Genomic DNA, 16,871 nt, shown 5'->3' with positions numbered 1-16,871 from the left:
GGGCATGGGCGCGGGCGTGGATGTGGTGGCGGGGGCAGGCGCGGAGGGCGGGGTGAAGGCTGTGGGAGGCACGGGAACCGGCGTGGAGGCCGGGGCGGTGACGGACGTGGGCGCCCCGGATGAGCTGTGGGGCCGGCTCAAGGCGTACGAGGGGCGGGCCGCCGCCGTCGCCTGCGTGGGCAAGGACCCGGTCAACGCGCCGATGATCCGGCACTGGTGCGAGGCGATGGGCGACACCAATCCGGCGTACGAGGGGCCGGACGCCATGGCTCCGCCCACGATGCTCCAGGTGTGGACGATGGGCGGCCTGTCCGGACACGAGGGGCGCACGGACGCCTACGACGAACTGCTCACCCTGCTCGACGAGGCGGGCTGCACCTCGGTGGTCGCCACCGACTGCGAGCAGGAGTATCTGCGGCCCCTGCGCCCGGGTGACGAGATCACCTTCGACGCGGTGATCGAGTCGGTGTCGCCGCGCAAGACGACCAGGCTCGGCACGGGGTACTTCATCACGACCCGCATGGACGTCCGCAGGGGCGCGGACCTGGTGGGCACGCACCGCTTCCGCATCCTCAAGTACGCCCCCACCGCCCGCCGGAAACCGAGGCCAGGGCGCCCACGCCCGGTGGTCAACCGGGACAACGCCGGCTTCTGGGAGGGGGTGGCCAGGCACCGGCTGCTCATCCAGCGCTGCACCGGCTGCGGCACCCTGCGACACCCCTGGCTGCCGGGCTGCAACGCGTGCGGCAGCCTGGACTGGGACACGGTCGAGGCGAGCGGTGAGGGCACCGTCCACTCGTACGTCGTGATGCACCACCCGCCCTTCCCCGCGTTCGACCCTCCCTACGCGGTCGGCCTGATCGAACTGGCCGAGGGCGTGCGGATCGTGAGCAACGTGGTGGGAGTGCCGTACGACAAGGTGCGGATCGGCCTGCCAGTGCGGCTGGAGTTCCGGCGGTACGAGGGGGCGGGCGCAGGAGAGGACCCGCTGGTCCTGCCGGTCTTCCGGGTCACCGAGGACGGAGCCTGAGATGGACTTCACGCCCACGGACGACCAGAGCGCGGCCCGTGACCTGGCCGCGCGGATCTTCGCCGACCTGGCCACGCACGAACGGCTCACGGCCGCCGGCACCGGCAGCGACCCGGAACTGTGGAAGGCCCTCACCGCTGCGGGGCTGGTGGGCGCCGTGGAGGACCTGGGACTGCTCGGCCTGGTCCTGCTCCTGGAGGAACAGGGCCGCACCACGGCCCAGGTGCCCTACGCGGCCACCTGCGTCTTCGGGCTCCTGGCGATCACGGCCCACGGCACCCCGGACCAGCGGGACCGGCTGCTGCCGGGGCTCCGGGACGGCTCACTCGTGGTCACCGGGGCGTTTCCGGCACAGGGCGTCCGGGCCCGGCCGCCGTCCGGGCCCGAGACCGCGGCGGATTCGGGTGCGGCCGAGCTGACCGGCACGGTGCCCGCCGTCCCATGGCTGCGGGACGCCACGCACGTCCTCGTCGCCGACGACCGGCGACGGCTGTGGCTGACACCCCTCGGCTCCGGCGTGACGATCACGCCGGTCGACCTGACCGCCCCCTGGTCGGCCGGCCGGCTCACCCTGGACCACGCCCCCGCGGAACGCCTGGGCACCGGTACATCACCCCGGGACACCGCTGCCTACGACGATCTCCTCGCCACCGCCCGCACCGCCTTCGCCGGGCTTCAGGCCGGCGTCTGCGCGGGGTCGCTCGCCCGGGCCGTGGCGCATGCGAACACCCGGGAGCAGTTCGGCCGACCGCTCGCCACCCGGCAGGCCGTCCAACTCCGGGCCGCCGACGCCCATATGGACACCGAGGCAATACGGGTGACGGCGTACGAGGCGGCCTGGCGGCGGGATGCCGGACTGCCGTACGCCGGCCATGCGCTGACCGCCGCCTGGTGGGCGTCCGAGGCGGGGCAGCGGGTCGTTCACACGGGCCAGCATCTGCACGGCGGCACGGGGGCCGACCTCGACCACCCGGTGCACCGGCACTTCCTGTGGGGGCGGCAGCTGGACGCCTATCTGGGATGCGGGAGCGAAGTGCTCCAGGAACTGGGGGAGTTGATCGCGAGTGGGGAGTGAGTCATGACGCTGACGGCGGACGGGACGGCGCTGACGGCCGGTGTGGAGCTGCCGCCGCTGGAGATCCCGATCACCCGCACGCTGATCGTGTCCGGTGCGATCGCGTCACGGGACTACCAGGACGTGCACCACGACGCGGAGCTGGCCCGGCAGAAGGGCTCCCCGGACATCTTCATGAACATCCTGACGACGAACGGCCTGGTCGGCAGATACATCACGGACCACTTCGGCCCGCGGGCCGTCCTGCGCAGGGTCGCCATCCGGCTCGGGGCGCCCAACCACCCCGGTGACACGATGGTGTTGACGGGCAGGGTCGAGCAGGTGGACGGCGACACCGTGACGGTGCGTGTGGTCGGGGCCAACGCCGTCGGCCGGCATGTGACCGGGACGGTCACGGTCACCGTGCCTACGGGGGGCGCGTGATGAGCGTGCGCGGCGGCGACGGGCTCGGCGGGCGGGCCGCCGTCGTCGGCATCGGGGCCACCGAGTTCTCCAAGGACTCCGGCCGCAGCGAGCTGCGGCTGGCGGTGGAGGCGGTCCGGGCGGCGCTGAAGGACGCGGGGCTGACCCCTGCGGACGTGGACGGGCTGGTGACGTTCACTATGGACACCAGCCCGGAGATCACCCTGGCCCAGGCATGCGGGATGGGCGAGCTGTCCTTCTTCTCCCGGGTCCACTACGGCGGCGGGGCGGCCTGCGCCACCGTCCAGCAGGCGGCGCTCGCGGTGGCGACGGGCGTGGCCGAGGTGGTGGTCTGCTACCGCGCGTTCAACGAACGGTCGGGACGCAGATTCGGCTCGGGCGTACAGCACCGGGAGCCGTCGGCGGAGGGCGTGGCGCTGGGCTGGGCGCTGCCGTTCGGGCTGCTCACCCCGGCCTCCTGGGTGGCGATGGCGGCACAGCGCTATCTGCACGCCTACGGTCTGACGCCCGAGGCGTTCGGGCATGTGGCCGTGGTGGACCGCCGATACGCGGCGACCAACCCCGCGGCGTACTTCCACGGCCGCCCGATCACGCTCGCCGACCACGCCGCCTCCCGCTGGATAGTGGAGCCGCTGAGACTCCTGGACTGCTGCCAGGAGACGGACGGCGGGCAGGCGCTCGTGGTCACCTCCGTGCGGCGGGCGCGTGATCTGCCGCAGGCACCGGCGGTGATCGCGGCGGCCGCCCAGGGCGCCGGCCGCGCCCAGGAGCAGATGACCGGCTTCTACCGCGACGATCTGACCGGGCTGCCGGAGACGGGCGTGGTGGCACGCCAACTGTGGCGCACGTCCGGGCTGGCCCCGGTCGACATCGACGTGGGGATCCTGTACGACCACTTCACCCCGTTCGTGCTGATGCAGCTGGAGGAGTTCGGGTTCTGTGCGAGAGGGGAGGCGGCGGCCTTCGTGGCCGAGGAGCGGCTGCCGCTCAATACGCACGGGGGACAGCTCGGCGAGGGCTACCTCCACGGGATGAACGGCATCGCGGAAGGGGTGCGCCAGCTGCGGGGCACGGCCGCCAACCAGATACCGGGGGCCGGCCGCGTCCTGGTGACGGCCGGTACCGGAGTGCCCACGTCGGGCCTGGTGCTGGCGGCGGACGGCTGAGCCCGCAGGGGTCATCCCGGAGTACGGGTCGTTCCCCGCTCCACCTTCAGGAGGTGTAGTCAACCCCACCCCTACAACCTGAGGGGGACTCTGCTTCGGGACCTGCGGCCGATCCGCCTCACCCGGGCCGCTCATAGCGTGGGAGCCATGACCACACCCGTCTGCACCAGTGCTTCGGACGCCGCCACGGCGGCGAGGCAGACCCTCCCCCACTCTCGGCTGCGTTCGAACGGGGGGACCCCCATGTATCCATCGTTCTCGTCGTACGTGAGGGACCGCCAGCCGGTCCTGCTGCGTACCGCCCGTTCGCTGACCGCGAACCCCAGCGACGCGGAGGATCTGCTGCAGACCGCGCTCACCAAGACATATGTGGCGTGGGAGCGGATCGAGGACCACCGGGCGCTCGACGGCTATGTGCGCCGGGCGTTGCTGAACACCCGGACCTCGCAGTGGCGCAAGCGCAAGGTCGACGAGTTCGTGTGCGACGAACTGCCCGAGCCCGATCCCATGCCCGGCGACGACGACCCGGCCGAGCGCCAGGCGCTGCACGACGCGATGTGGCGGGCCATCACCAAACTGCCGGCGCGGCAGCGGGCGATGGTCGTCCTGCGGTACTACGAGGATCTGAGCGAGGCCCAGACGGCCGAGGTGCTGGGCGTGTCGGTGGGCACCGTGAAGTCCGCGGTGTCCCGGGCGCTCGGCAAGCTGCGCGAGGATCCCGAGCTGGGGCTCGTCCGGTAGGGGTCCGCCCAGGGCGGACCGGGACGGCCCGTGCGGTGATCGATCGTTCGTCCCTAGTGACATACCGCACGGTATGTGCGCAGAATCGGGCCAGCCCTTACTGCCGCGTAGGCAATGTCGCCCCGGGAGGACGCCGTGCTGAGCACCATGCAGGACGTACCGCTGACCGTGACCCGCATCCTCCTGCACGGAGCGCAGGTGCACGGACGGTCCCAGATCACCACCTGGACCGGGCAGGCCGAGCCGCAGCGGCGCAGCTTCGCCGAGGCGGGCGCCCGCGCGGTACGGCTGGCGAACGCCCTCCGCGACGACCTCGGGGTGCGGGACGACGACCGGGTCGCGACGCTGATGTGGAACAACGCCGAGCACGTCGAGGCGTACTTCGCGATCCCCGCCATGGGGGCCGTGCTGCACACGCTCAACCTGCGGCTGCCCGCCGAGCAGCTGACCTGGATCGTCAACCACGCGGCCGACCGGGTGATCATCGTCAACGGTTCGCTGATCCCGCTGCTCGCCCCGCTGCTGCCCCGGCTGACCACCGTCGAGCACATCGTCGTCTCCGGCCCCGGCGACCGCGCACCGCTGACCGCCTCCCGGGCGCGGGTGCACGAGTACGAGGAGCTGATCGCGGGCAAGCCGACCACCTACGACTGGCCGGAACTGGACGAACGTCGGGCCGCCGCCATGTGCTACACCTCCGGCACCACCGGCGACCCCAAGGGCGTGGTCTACAGCCACCGTTCCATCTACCTGCACTCCATGCAGGTGAACATGACCCAGTCCATGGGACTGACCGACCAGGACACCTCGCTCATCGTGGTCCCGCAGTTCCATGTGAACGCCTGGGGCCTGCCGCACGCCACCTTCATGACCGGTGTGAACATGCTGATGCCGGACCGCTTCCTGCAGCCCGCGCCGCTCGCCGAGATGATCGAGGCCGAGCACCCGACCCACGCGGCCGCCGTGCCGACTATCTGGCAGGGCCTGCTCGCCGAGCTGACCGCCAGGCCCCGGGACGTCTCCCGCCTCACCCAGGTCACCATCGGCGGCTCGGCCTGTCCGCCCGCGCTGATGGCGGCCTTCGACCGGCTCGGCATGCGGGTGTGCCACGCATGGGGCATGACGGAGACCTCGCCGCTCGGCACGGTGGCCCGGCCGCCGGCCCACGCGGTCGGCACCGAGGAGGAGTTCGCGTACCGGCTCACCCAGGGCCGCTTCCCGGCCGGCGTCTCCGCCCGGCTCACCGGACCGGGCGGCGAACGGCTGCCCTGGGACGGCGAGTCGGCGGGCGAACTGGAGGTGCGCGGGCCATGGATCGCGGGCGCGTACTACAACGGCCCCGACACCGAACCCCTGCGCCCCGCCGACAAGTTCAGCAAGGACGGCTGGCTGAAGACGGGGGATGTCGGCACCATCAGCCCGGACGGCTTCCTCACCCTCACCGACCGGGCCAAGGACGTCATCAAGTCCGGCGGCGAGTGGATCTCCTCGGTCGATCTGGAGAACGCCCTGATGTCCCACCCGGATGTCGCCGAGGCCGCCGTGGTGGCCGTACCGGACGACAAGTGGGGCGAGCGCCCGCTGGCCACCGTGGTCCTCAGGGAGGGCGCCACCGCCGACTTCGAGACCCTGCGCGCCTTCCTCGCCGAGCAGGGCAGGATCGCCAAGTGGCAGCTCCCGGACCACTGGACACTGATCGAGGCGGTACCCAAGACCAGCGTCGGCAAGTTCGACAAGAAGGTGCTCCGCAGGCGGTACGCGGCCGGCCAACTGGACGTCACCCGCCTGTGACCGAAGCGGTTCCCATCAGCGCCCCGAAGGGGCGCGGGGAACTGCGCGACCAGCCACGACGAGGCCGCGGACAACCGACGGCACAGCGCGGCACACCCAGCGGAGCGCTAAGGCGCTTAGTTGGTGCCGATGCGGGCCAGCAGGTCGACGATGCGGGCCTGCACCTCGGCGCTCGTGGAGCGTTCCGCGAGGAACAGCACCGTCTCGCCGGAGGCCAGCCGCGGCAGGTCGGCCTGGTCGACGGCGGCGGTGTAGACGACGAGCGGGGTGCGGTTGAGCTGCCCGTTCGCGCGCAGCCAGTCGATGATCCCGCTCTGCCGGCGGTGCACCTGGAGCAGGTCCATCACGACCAGGTTCGGCCGTAGCTGCCCGGCCAGCGTCACCGCGTCGGCGTCGCTCGCGGCCCGCGCGACCTGCATCCCGCGCCGCTCCAGCGTCGAGGTCAGCGCCAGCGCGATCTCCGCGTGCTCCTCGATGAGCAGCACGCGCGGCGGATGCTGCTCGCTGTCCCGCGGCGCGAGTGCCTTCAGCAGGACGGCGGGGTCGGCACCGTACGCCGCCTCGCGCGTCGCCTGGCCGAGCCCGGCCGTGACGAGGACCGGCACCTCCGCGGCCACGGCGGCCTGCCGCAGCGCCTGCAACGCGGTACGGGTGATGGGCCCGGTCAGCGGGTCCACGAACAGCGCGGCCGGGAAGGCGGCGATCTGCGCGTCGACCTCCTCGCGCGAGTGCACGATGACGGGACGGTAGCCGCGGTCGCTCAGCGCCTGCTGGGTCGTGACGTCCGGGGCCGGCCAGACCAGCAGCCGACGGGGGTTGTCCAGCGGCTCGGGCGGCAGTTCGTCGTCCATCGGCTGCGGGCGCGGCGGGTCGGCGACCTCGACCGCGCCGCCGGGACCGTCGAGCGGTTCGGGTCCCTCGGCGGCGTTCTCGTCGGGGGCGCCGATGGCGTACGAGCGGCCGGCGCCCTCGGTGCCCGGGGCGAGCCGCGACTGGCCGGCGAGCGACGGCTGCGCCGGCGGCTGCTCGGTCGGCGGGTGCGGACGGGCGCCCTGCTCGGCGCGCTGGTCCGGGCGTGCGGCCGGATCCGGCGGCGTGCCCAGCTTGCGGCGCCGTCCGGAGGCGTTCGGACCGTGCGGGGGAGGCGTGGCCGTCGGCTGCTGCACCTGGGCCGCCTGCCTGCTGAACGGCACACCCTGCCCCAGCGTGCGCACGCTGATCGCCCGGCCCTGCGTCGAGTTCGGGTCCACGGGGGCGCCGGCCGCCTCGGCGGGCAACGGCTGGGCCGCACGCGGCTGGGCACCGGACCGTTCCGCGGGGAGCGGGGTGCCGGGCGCCGGGGTGTCCGCGCCGGGCGCGGGCTGGGCCGGGGGCGCCTCGGCGGCGGGCAGCGCGGCCGGAGCGACGGGGGCGGTCTCCGCGGGCAGCGGCTGGGCGCCGGGCAGCAGACCCGGCTGCGCCGGCTGGCCCGGCTGGCCCGGTAGAGAGTGTCCCGGCAGGGATTGCTGCCCCGGCGTGGCGGTCGGCGGCACGGCTTGCCCGGGTGCGGTCTGGCCCGGCGTGGCGGTCGGCGACATGGGCTGTCCGGGTACGGCCTGGGCCGGCGCCGGAATCGGCTGGCCCGGGGCGAACTGCACACTCTGGCCGACGCTGCCCTGCGCGGACCCGGCCGCGCTCGGCAGGGCCTGCGAACCGGGTGCGGCCTGCGCCGCGACGCCCGGCTGTGCCGCCCCCTCAGCCGGGACGGGCACGCCCTGCGCGGGCGTGCCCGGCGCCGCCGGACGCTCCCCCGGCTGGGCAACGGCCCGCCGCCGACGCCCTGTCGGCGCGTTGGTCGGGTGTGGCTGGGGCGGGGTGTGGTCCTCGGCCTGGTCGTGCGGTACGGCGTCGTGCCGACCGTGGTCCCCCGGCACACCGACGCCGACGCCCTGAGCCTGCCCGGCGACGGGCACCTGCCCCGGAACCGGAACCGGCGCCTGTCCTTGGGCCGGGACCGGCATCTGTCCCTGTGCCGGGACCGGCATGTGCCCTTGGGCCGGGATCGGTGCCTGTCCCTGGGCCGGAACCGGCGTCGAGCCCTGCACTGGAACGGGCATCTGCGGAACGGGCATCTGCCCCGGTACCGGAACCGGCATCTGCCCCGGCGCGGGGACCGGAACCTGCCCCTGGGCCGGAACCGGTGCCTGCCCCTGGGCCGGAACCGGCATCGAGCCCTGGGCCGGGACCGGCATCGCCCCCTGGGCCGGAACGGTGCCCTGCGCCCGAGCCACGGCCGGTGCCTGTCCGGGCGCCTGACCCGGAGCCTGCGGCGGCACGTTCCCCGGTGCCGGCGCCTGCCCGGTCCCGCCGCCGTTGCCGCCGTTGCCGCCGTTGCCGGCACCGGGCTCGGGTGAGCGGTCCGCATCGGCGGGCGGCAGGGCGAACACCGTACGGGCACCCGCCTCCTGCGCAGCGGCACGCTCCGCCGCCGCGGCCAGCGCACGACGCCGCCGCCCGGTCGGCTGCCCACCCTCGCCCGCCCCGGAACCAGCCGCTCCGGAACCAGCCGCCCCCGAACCAGCCGTTCCGGAAGCGGTGGCCTCGGGACCGGCGGCCATGGGCCCGACCGGAGCCGCGCCGAGCGGAAGCGGCCCGGCCTGCGGTGCGTTCGGGGCGCCCGCGCTCGGGAGAGCGGGCGGCAGCGCGGCCTGCGGCTGCTGTTCGCCGCCGTCGCGCCGGCCGGCGGGCCCGGGCACGCCCTGCGGCGGCACGGTCCCGCCGAGGCCGGTGCCCGAGGCGGCGGTGCCCGCCGCATGCTCGGCCGCCGTCATGACGGCGCCCTCGCTCACGCCCTGGTCCCCGTCCCCGGCGCCCTCGGCGGGCCGCCCGCGGCGCCGCCCGGTGCCACTGGAGACCTCCGCGCCCTCCGCGGGCGCCGGCGCAGGCTCCTCGGCCGCGCGCCTCCGGCGCCGCCCGGTCGGCGCGGGCGCCTCCGTGCCGGCGGTGGACTCGCCCTGCACCTCGCTCTCCAGGAAGGCGTCCACGGAGGACCGCCGGGCCCGCCGTCGCCCCCCGCCGGAGGTCTGCTCGGCCGGGGCGGGTGCCGGGGCGGGCACGTCGGCGACGGCCACCGGCAGGGCCGGGGGCGGGACGGCACCCGCGCCCCCGCCGATCGGCACTTCGAGCACGTACGCGCTGCCGCTCATGCCCGGCACCTCGTGCGTCTGCAGCACGCCGCCGTGGGCCCGTACGATCCCGCGCACGATCGGCTGGTGCACCGGGTCTCCCCCGGCGTACGGACCGCGGACCTCGATCCGTACCACCTCGCCGCGCTGCGCCGCGGCCACCACCACGGTGTTGTCCAGATAACCCCCGGCGGACACGGGCGTGTTGCCGGTCGCGTCGACCCCGGCGACGTCCGCCACGAGGTGCGCGAGCGCGGTCGCCAGCCGCTGCGGGTCGACCTCGGCCTCGATGGGCGGGGCGTGCACGGCGAACTGCACCCGGCCCGGCCCGATCAGCTCGACGGCACCGTCGACGCCCGCGGCGACGACCGAGTCGAGCATCACCTTCGTACGGGTGATGTCGTCGGTGCCCGCGTCGAGACGCTGGTAGCCGAGGACGTTGTCGATCAGCTGGGTGATGCGGGAGTAGCCCGCGGACAGGTGGTGGAGCACCTGGTTGGCCTCCGGCCACAGCTGGCCGGCGTCGTCGGCGGCGAGGGCGGCGAGGTCGCGGCGCAGCTCGTCGAGGGGGCCGCGCAGGGAGCCGGCGAGCAGGGTGAGCAGCTGCTCGTGCCGGCCGGACAGCGCCTCGTAGCGGTCCTTCTCCCGCTCGCCGAGCGCGGCGTACCGCTCCTCGTTGGCCGCCAGCTCCTCGGCGTGCCGCTCGCGCAGCTCCTCCAGCTCGGCCACGTGCTGCTGCCGCAGCGCGGTGAGGTCGGAGGCGTGCTCCTCGGAGAGCCGTTCGAGCTCCTGGGCGTGCTGCTCGTCCGCGGCGGCCTTCTCGTCGGCCAGGGCGTCGTACGACCGCCGGTCGGTGAAGGTCATCACGGCGCCGACCAGCTGGTCGCCGTCGCGTACGGGCGCGGTCGTCAGGTCGACCGGCACCTGCTTGTCGCCCTTGGACCACAGCACCTGCCCGCGCACCCGGTGCTTGCGCCCGGAGCGCAGGGTGTCGGCGAGCGGCGATTCCGCGTACGGGAAGGGCGAGCCGTCGGCGCGGGAGTGCAGTACGAGGGTGTGCAGCTCCTTGCCGCCGAGTTCGCCGGCGCGGTAGCCGAGGATCTGGGCGGCGGCCGGGTTGACGAGGACGATCCGCCCGTCGGTGTCGGTGCCCACGACGCCTTCCGACGCGGCCCGCAGGATCATCTCGGTCTGCCGCTGCGAGCGCGCCAGCTCGGCCTCGGTGTCGACGGTCCCGGACAGGTCGCGCACGACGAGCATCAGCAGCTCGTCGCCGGTGTAGCCGTAACCGTCGTACGCCTGCTGCCCGTTCTCCAGGTTCGCGCTGGTGACCTCGACGGGGAACTCGCTGCCGTCCGTCCGCCGGGCGATCATCCGCGTGGGCTTGGTCCGCCCGCGCGGGTCGATGTGATCGGGCCGGCGCATGGAGCCCGGGATCAGACGGGAGTCGAACTGGGGCAGCAGATCGAGCAGCCCGCGCCCCACCAGGGCGGTGCCCGGTGCCTCGAATGCCTCCAGCGCGATGGTGTTGGCGTTGACGACGGTCCCATTGGCGTTGACCAGCACCAACGCGTCGGGCAGCGCGTCGAGTATGGCTGCGAGGCGAGCAGCGCCTCGGGATGGCCTGCTGCTCACGAGACGCTTCCTCCCTGTTACCGCACCTTGCCGACCGCTCGTGCCATCTTGCCAACCGGCCCGCAGCGTGTCACGCGAGGGAGTCTAAGGGCAGCGGTTGCGCTGGGGGCGCCGGATGAGAGGGAGGTCGCACGACGAAGTGACGGGGAACGTGTGACCGCATGCCGTCGGGCGCGAGACCTCCGCGGGACTTTCACGGGACCGGGGTTCGCGCCGTGAACGGCCTGCGCCCCCGGCCCCGGCGGCCGGGTCACCCCATCGCCTGCCCCCGTCCGCCCCATCGCCCGTTCACCCATTCGGCGGACCACCCGCCGGCCCGGTCGTGTCGGACCGTCGCCGCGGACGGCCACAGCGGACGCATGCTGCGGCCGGGTGCCGGGTGCCGGGTGCCGGGTGCCGGGTGCCGGGTGCCGGGTGCCGGGTGCCGTGGGCAGGGGGGTGTGTGACTCGCCGCAGGACCGTCAGGAACCCAGGTCCGGCAGGAGCGGCACCATCCGGTTCCACCGCGCGATCTCACACCCGTCGCTCCGCTTGTACGTGGCGTTCACCGGGCGTCCGGCCCAGCTGCCGGTGACATGGGCGGTCGCCGGTCCGCCGTGGATCATCGTGCAGACGCTGTCCGCCGGGACCGGAGCGAACGGATCTCTGCCCCAGTGGGTGTTCCGGTCGACGGCGGCGCAGGCCCTCCGCGGGTCCGGGTGGCTGCCGGCGGCGGGGTGGCAGACCAGTTCGTACGTCCCGTCGCGCCCGTGGCCTGCGGAGTGCACGGTGACGGTCAGCCGGTCGCCGGAGCCACCGGGCCGGTCCTCGTCCCGGACGGGCGGCGGCGCGGAGACGGAGGCGGTCCCGGAGGCTCCGGACGCGGAGGCGGTCCCGGAGGCGACGCCCCCGGAGGTGACGGCGACGGCGGGTGGGGCGGCGGGTGTGGCGGCGACGGCGGAGGGCGCCGTGACGGAGAGCGCGGAGGCGGCGGCGAGGGCGACGGCGGAGCCGACGGCTCGCGAGGTGACCAGCAACATGACCTGCCCAACGCCTGAGACCGCCGGACGTTGCGCGGCAGGCCCACCGGGCACAGGGCTTTGCTCTGCGGCCCGCCTGCCTAGTACCGTGGGGGGCGATTGGTGACAGCACGCTCGACTGTGTCATCATCTGCACGCACCACTCGCGCGCTCGCGTGAGAGGTAGTGCTGGAGGCGTCGCCTAGTCCGGTCTATGGCGCCGCACTGCTAATGCGGTTTGGGCCTTAAAGCCCATCGAGGGTTCAAATCCCTCCGCCTCCGCACCTGATCACCGAGGCCCCGGTCCCCATGGACCGGGGCCTCGGTGTCGCTGGCCCCGCCACCCCGCCGTCCGGGTGTTTTCGCAGGTCACAAGGGGTAAGAGCAATGGATTTCACATGGCGGCGGCAGTCATGTAATGTTCTTCCTGTCGCCGCAAGCGGGCCGGAAGGACCGAGAGCGGCAAGAAAAACAACACAAGCACTCGTAGCTTAACGGATAGAGCATCTGACTACGGATCAGAAGGTTGCAGGTTCGAATCCTGCCGAGTGCGCACAGGTCGAAGGCCCCGGAGTGATCCGGGGCCTTCGGCGTTTCGGGGGCGTGCAGCCGTGAGTCATCGAGGCGCCGACCGGGCAGGGCCCCCGGATCGGGTCCGGGGCACCGACAGGGTGGGCGAAGTCAGCGGACGTCGACGAAGTCGCCGGGCCAGGCGGCGGCCTTCCAGGCACCGGCGAGGGAGTTACGGCCGGCCCGCTCCAAGGTGAAGTGCTGGAGCCTGTGTTCGACGTGGGCCCACCGAGCCGAACCACTGCGATCAGGGGGTGGTGGGGGATCGCCAGTCCGTGGTGAGCATGGTGTGCAGCACCGTGTCGACCAGGGTGTCCACCTCGTCGGGGGCGGTGTCGCCGAGGCGGCCGTCGAGCAGCAGCAGGCTGAGCCCGTGTGCCAGGGCCCACGTGCCGATCTTGAGGGACGTGAGCTGCTGGGGACCGGCGAGGCCGGCGATCCGTTCCATCACGACGGCCAGGGCCGCGTCGGACGCCTCGGTCACCGCGGCATGGCTGACGCAGGGGTGCCCGAACATCAGCCGGAAGAGCCCGGGGTGGCCCAGCGCGTAGTGCACGGTGGCGCGCACCAGGGGGGCCAGGGCGTCCGCGGGGGTCGTGGGGGCATCCGCGTGCCGCGGGCCGGTGGTCGCCGGGCTTTCGGGTACGGCCTCGAAGCGTGCCCGGAGTTCGGTGAAGCCGTGCACGGCCAGCGCCGCCAGGAGCGCTTCCTTGTCCTCGTAGTGGCGGTAGGGCGCGTTGGCGGACACACCGGCGTGCCGGGCCACCGCCCGCAGCGACAGCGCGTCCGCGCCCTCGGTGTCCAGCAGCCGGAGGGCGGACTGCAGCAGGGCGGCGCGCAGATCGCCGTGGTGGTAGCTCCGTCGGTCCGATGTTGACACTGTACGCTCCTGGAGTCATTGTTGACGCTGCACACATCGCTGCACATATTGTGCGCCGCTTGCTCGGTGCCGTCCGGCGTTCGGGGCGTGATTCCTGCCCCGGTCCGATGATCCCCCCTGTCCGCCGACGGCCCGCGCCTGCCCGCGCATCGCTGTGCCGCGCCCGTCCCGGCGGCCGTCCGCCCGGCTTCCAAAAGTCCGCCCCGTGCTCCGCACGCCGACACCGAAGGGCTTTCCGCCTCATGCACAGCTACCGCGGCACCACCACGTTGGTCACCGGAGCCTCCAAGGGGATCGGCCGGGCCTACGCCAGAGAACTCGCCCGGCGCGGCTCCCACCTGGTCCTCGTCGCCCGTTCACGCCCGGCGCTGGACCAACTCGCCGCCGAGATCCGCGCGGAGCACGGCGTCGAGGCCCGGGTGATCGCGGCGGACCTCGCGGACCCGTCGGGCCCCGCCGCGGTCGTCGACGAGCTGAACGGGCAGCGGATCACCGTCGACCTCCTGCTCAACAACGCCGGCATGGGGTCCGTCGGCCCCTTCTTCGACCGCCCCTTCGCGCAGAGTCTGCAATCGGTCCAGGTGAACATCACCGGCCTGATGCGGATGACCCGGCTGATCGGCGCGGGCATGGTCGAGCGCGGCTCGGGCGGCATCATCAACGTCGGTTCGACCGCCGCCTTCCAGCCCCTGCCCTACCAGGCGAGCTACGCCGCGACGAAGGCGTTCGTCCTCTACTTCACGGAGGCCCTCGCGGAAGAGCTACGGGGCACCGGCGTGCGGGTCATGGGCGCCCATCCCGGGGCGACCGACACCGGATTCTTCGACAACACCACCGCGAGCATGGACTCAAGGGTGACCGACAGGCCCGAGGCGGTCGCCGCGAAGACCCTGGACGACTTCGCGCGCGGCAGGGCGGCCTCGTATCCCGGCCGGCGGCTCCATCGGGTGAGTTCATGGGCGGCGCGGTTCCTTCCCCGTACGACCGTGACACGCCTCGTCGCCGTCCTCAACCGCTCGCTGGGCTACCACGAGGTCCAGGACACCGGCGCCCCGGCGAGCTGATCGCCGCCGTACGGGATCTTTCCGTGTCCCGAGCCCGTCTGGAGCGCGTCGGCTACGGCTCCGAGGCGGTGACGGGGCTGCCGCCCGCCCGCAGCGCTGCGACCGCGGACACCGGGTCGTCCGCGTAGAAGCGGAAGGCGCGGGCCTCGGCGGGTTTGCCGAAGACACGTACGTACCGGACCGGCTCGGTGAGTTCGACGGTGACCGTCGTCAGGCCGGCCACCGCCACATCGGCCACACCACTCGCATCCGCCGCGGCCAGTCTGCCGTCCGGGAACTTCCGGTCCACACGGACGGCGGCCACGCGGTCGGCCGGGACGCGGATGTCCAGCAGCGCGCCGTAGCGCAGCCGCAGCGAGCCGTCGGCCCCGATCACATGCGGGCGCACCACGCAGGAGGCGTGCAGGGCGAGGAGGAAGAAGCAGCCCCACAGGTCGAGGACGAGGGCGACGGCGTGCACCACCGGCCAGGGGATCACCAAGGCGAGGGCGACGGTCTCGACGACGCAGACGAACAGCAGGCCGTACATCGTCGCCGTCTGGGCCGGCGCGTACGGGACGGGGCGGTCGCCGCCGCGCACTCCGTGCGGCCCGCGGCGGGTCACCCAGCGCACAAGGCTGGTGGCGAGGGCGATCTCGTGGCCGACCAGCCCGCGCACGGACGCCGGGACGCCGTCGGCGAGCGCGGCCAGGAACGCGGGGCGACGGTGCAGACCCGTGCGGCGGTGCCGCCGGTAGTCGAAGAGGAGCAGTGCGCTCGCCGTGGCCATGACCGCGAGCACCGCCGCCTCCGCCGCCCACCGGGCCGCCGGGGGCACCCGCGCCCCGCCGACCGCACACAGCACGATCACGGCTTCGCAGGGCGCGAGCGCGGCGAAGCCCCAGCGCACGGCCCTTCGCAGCGCCTTCACCCGGCACGCTCCCTGAGCAGGTCGATGGCGCGGCGCACGGCCGCCGCCTGGGCAGGGGCGAATTCGGCGAAGAGGGCAGCCGCGAAGCCGTCCTCCTCCCCCGATCCCTCCTTGCCGTCCGCGGCCGTCAGCGCCTGGGCCACCTCGTCCGGGACGCTCTCGGCGATGGCCCGTGCGGTCTCATCCACCCGTGGGTCGTCCTCGGCCGCCTCGGCCAGCGCGTCCATCTGGGCGTATGCCGCGTAGGTGCGCCGTACGGCCTCGGCGTCGGCACTCAGGCTCCGCCCCATGGCGTGGAGCCAGCCGCGGTCGCCGCCCGGCGAGCCGGTCTCCAGCAGGGCCAGCAACTCCCGCTCCCTGGCCGCCATCGCCGGTTCCGGCCCGGGCAGCCGCGCCGCCGCGCCGGCCATGGTGTCGAAGAGGGCGGCGAGTTCGGGCGAGACCGGGGCCTCGGCGGGCAACCGCCCGGTCCGCTCGGCCTGCTTGAGGAGCTGCCTCAGGCGGGCACGGCGCTCTCGGACGGCCTCCTCCTGGCGGGCCAGGTCGGCGTCCAACTCGGCGAGGATGTCCACGAAGTCCTTGCCCGCGTCGTCCGCCAGCACGTCCTTCACTTCGTCCAGGCTCAGGCCCAGCTCGGTCAGCCGGCGGACGCGGGCCAGTTCGACGGCGTCGCGCAGCGTGTACTCGCGGTATCCGTTGGGCTGCCGCGGCGGCTCGGGCAGCAGCCCGATGCGGTGGTAGTGCCGCACGGCGCGGGTGGTGACGCCGACGACGCCGGCGAGTTCTCCGATGCGCATGGCACCAGTAGAAACGTTGTCGCTACGACAAGGTCAAGCGGTGCGGTGCACGGTGGACGACGCGGACCACGTGGACGACGCGGACCACGTGGACGAACACGGACCAGGCGGACCACGCGGACGGCCTTGGCTGTACGGGGCGGTGAGGAAGGGCGGTTCGCCGGCTGGCCGTACGAGTCCGCGTCAGGCGTCGGCCGGTGGTACGGGCGTGGGGCGGGTGCGGCCCCAGGCCGCCAGGGGTTGCAGGGCCTCGTTGAGGCGGGTGCCGTCGTCGGTCAGTGAGTACTCGACGCGGGGCGGGACCTCGTCGTAGGAGATGCGGCGCACGATGCCGTCCGTTTCCAGCTCGCGCAGGTGCGAGGCCAGCACCTTCTCGCTGACCCCGGGAAGCAGCCGGCGCAGTTCGCCGAAGCGGCGGCGCGGGTGCTCGTGGAGCGCCCAGAGGATCAGCACCTTCCACTTGCCGCCGATCACCTCCATCGCGGCGTCGATCCCGCAGACATGCCCGTCCGGTGCGCCCGGCCGGTTCAGCGTGGTCATGCCCCACCCTTCCGACGTGCTCGCTCACCCCAGGGTAACCACCCACTCCGAAGTGCGTACTTGATCGGCTGCGGGCCTGTGACCAGC

Annotated in this window: 13 protein-coding genes and 2 tRNA genes; 9 read left to right on the top strand and 6 right to left on the bottom strand. The window is 73.7% G+C overall.

Translation table 11 applies throughout. The annotated features are described in order from the left end of the window. The first annotated feature begins 4 nt into the window (after positions 1 to 4). The 6 genes from AC27LF_RS11520 to AC27LF_RS11495 all read left to right on the top strand — a co-directional run bounded on the left by AC27LF_RS11520 (position 5) and on the right by AC27LF_RS11495 (position 6,226). Complete coding sequence (locus AC27LF_RS11520) at positions 5 to 1,030, top strand: bifunctional MaoC family dehydratase N-terminal/OB-fold nucleic acid binding domain-containing protein (RefSeq protein ID WP_479657007.1); 1,026 nt, start codon at positions 5 to 7, stop codon at positions 1,028 to 1,030. A gap of 1 nt (position 1,031) precedes the next feature. Then, positions 1,032 to 2,105: an acyl-CoA dehydrogenase family protein gene (locus AC27LF_RS11515; protein ID WP_479656850.1), complete on the top strand. Its 1,074-nt coding sequence runs from the start codon at positions 1,032 to 1,034 to the stop codon at positions 2,103 to 2,105. A 30-nt stretch (positions 2,106 to 2,135) separates the two neighbouring features. After that, complete coding sequence (locus AC27LF_RS11510; RefSeq protein ID WP_479657006.1) at positions 2,136 to 2,528, top strand: MaoC family dehydratase; 393 nt, start codon at positions 2,136 to 2,138, stop codon at positions 2,526 to 2,528. Next, entirely contained in the window at positions 2,528 to 3,694 is a 1,167-nt protein-coding gene (locus tag AC27LF_RS11505; RefSeq protein WP_479656849.1) for a lipid-transfer protein, read from the top strand. The genes AC27LF_RS11510 and AC27LF_RS11505 overlap by 1 nt, the downstream gene beginning before the upstream one ends. Before the next feature lie 147 nt (positions 3,695 to 3,841). Beyond that, the gene (locus tag AC27LF_RS11500; protein ID WP_404023808.1) at positions 3,842 to 4,435 is read left to right on the top strand and encodes a SigE family RNA polymerase sigma factor; all 594 of its coding nucleotides are present in this window, start codon (positions 3,842 to 3,844) and stop codon (positions 4,433 to 4,435) included. 114 nt (positions 4,436 to 4,549) lie between these two features. Next, on the top strand, positions 4,550 to 6,226 hold the full coding sequence (locus AC27LF_RS11495) for a long-chain fatty acid--CoA ligase (RefSeq protein WP_479656848.1): 1,677 nt from the start codon (positions 4,550 to 4,552) through the stop codon (positions 6,224 to 6,226). 116 nt (positions 6,227 to 6,342) lie between these two features. On the opposite strand, the gene AC27LF_RS11490 is transcribed toward AC27LF_RS11495, so the two are convergent. Next, positions 6,343 to 11,025 (bottom strand): response regulator, encoded by a 4,683-nt coding sequence (locus AC27LF_RS11490; RefSeq protein WP_479656847.1) that lies wholly within the window; start codon positions 11,023 to 11,025, stop codon positions 6,343 to 6,345. A gap of 461 nt (positions 11,026 to 11,486) precedes the next feature. Then, positions 11,487 to 12,044, bottom strand: coding sequence for an SSI family serine proteinase inhibitor (locus AC27LF_RS11485; RefSeq protein WP_479656846.1), 558 nt, complete (start codon positions 12,042 to 12,044; stop codon positions 11,487 to 11,489). Positions 12,045 to 12,214: 170 nt separating this feature from the next. Between AC27LF_RS11485 and AC27LF_RS11480 the strand changes: the two genes are divergently transcribed. Continuing rightward, a tRNA-Ser gene (locus AC27LF_RS11480) sits at positions 12,215 to 12,305 on the top strand. A 198-nt stretch (positions 12,306 to 12,503) separates the two neighbouring features. Next, positions 12,504 to 12,576, top strand: a tRNA-Arg gene (locus AC27LF_RS11475). Between the two features lie 264 nt (positions 12,577 to 12,840). On the opposite strand, the gene AC27LF_RS11470 is transcribed toward AC27LF_RS11475, so the two are convergent. Then, a complete protein-coding gene (locus AC27LF_RS11470; RefSeq protein WP_479656845.1) occupies positions 12,841 to 13,473 on the bottom strand; it encodes a TetR/AcrR family transcriptional regulator in 633 nt (210 codons plus the stop codon). 242 nt (positions 13,474 to 13,715) lie between these two features. Between AC27LF_RS11470 and AC27LF_RS11465 the strand changes: the two genes are divergently transcribed. Further along, positions 13,716 to 14,537, top strand: coding sequence for an SDR family NAD(P)-dependent oxidoreductase (locus AC27LF_RS11465; RefSeq protein WP_479656844.1), 822 nt, complete (start codon positions 13,716 to 13,718; stop codon positions 14,535 to 14,537). A gap of 52 nt (positions 14,538 to 14,589) precedes the next feature. Here the strand turns inward: AC27LF_RS11465 and AC27LF_RS11460 are convergent, their stop codons facing one another. From AC27LF_RS11460 to AC27LF_RS11450, 3 genes are all read right to left on the bottom strand, one after another. Continuing rightward, positions 14,590 to 15,447, bottom strand: coding sequence for a hypothetical protein (locus tag AC27LF_RS11460; RefSeq protein ID WP_479656843.1), 858 nt, complete (start codon positions 15,445 to 15,447; stop codon positions 14,590 to 14,592). Continuing rightward, positions 15,444 to 16,244: a MerR family transcriptional regulator gene (locus tag AC27LF_RS11455; protein ID WP_479656842.1), complete on the bottom strand. Its 801-nt coding sequence runs from the start codon at positions 16,242 to 16,244 to the stop codon at positions 15,444 to 15,446. The genes AC27LF_RS11460 and AC27LF_RS11455 overlap by 4 nt, the downstream gene beginning before the upstream one ends. Positions 16,245 to 16,427: 183 nt before the next feature. Further along, positions 16,428 to 16,784, bottom strand: a complete 357-nt coding sequence (locus AC27LF_RS11450; protein ID WP_479656841.1) for a winged helix-turn-helix transcriptional regulator — start codon at positions 16,782 to 16,784, stop codon at positions 16,428 to 16,430. Between the last annotated feature and the right edge of the window lie 87 nt (positions 16,785 to 16,871).

Source organism: Streptomyces diversicolor, from assembly GCF_057537855.1.
This window is presented reverse-complemented; position numbering and strand designations above follow the sequence as displayed.

Excerpts from the sequence above, each read along its gene's own strand:
- AC27LF_RS11500 (WP_404023808.1), top strand. The coding sequence starts at position 3,842 with ATGACCACACCCGTCTGCACCAGTGCTTCGGACGCCGCCACGGCGGCG.
- AC27LF_RS11450 (WP_479656841.1), bottom strand. The coding sequence starts at position 16,784 with ATGACCACGCTGAACCGGCCGGGCGCACCGGACGGGCATGTCTGCGGG.
- AC27LF_RS11515 (WP_479656850.1), top strand. The coding sequence starts at position 1,032 with ATGGACTTCACGCCCACGGACGACCAGAGCGCGGCCCGTGACCTGGCC.
- AC27LF_RS11465 (WP_479656844.1), top strand. The coding sequence starts at position 13,716 with ATGCACAGCTACCGCGGCACCACCACGTTGGTCACCGGAGCCTCCAAG.
- AC27LF_RS11505 (WP_479656849.1), top strand. The coding sequence starts at position 2,528 with ATGAGCGTGCGCGGCGGCGACGGGCTCGGCGGGCGGGCCGCCGTCGTC.
- AC27LF_RS11495 (WP_479656848.1), top strand. The coding sequence starts at position 4,550 with ATGTCGCCCCGGGAGGACGCCGTGCTGAGCACCATGCAGGACGTACCG.
- AC27LF_RS11455 (WP_479656842.1), bottom strand. The coding sequence starts at position 16,244 with ATGCGCATCGGAGAACTCGCCGGCGTCGTCGGCGTCACCACCCGCGCC.
- AC27LF_RS11520 (WP_479657007.1), top strand. The coding sequence starts at position 5 with ATGGGCGCGGGCGTGGATGTGGTGGCGGGGGCAGGCGCGGAGGGCGGG.
- AC27LF_RS11485 (WP_479656846.1), bottom strand. The coding sequence starts at position 12,044 with ATGTTGCTGGTCACCTCGCGAGCCGTCGGCTCCGCCGTCGCCCTCGCC.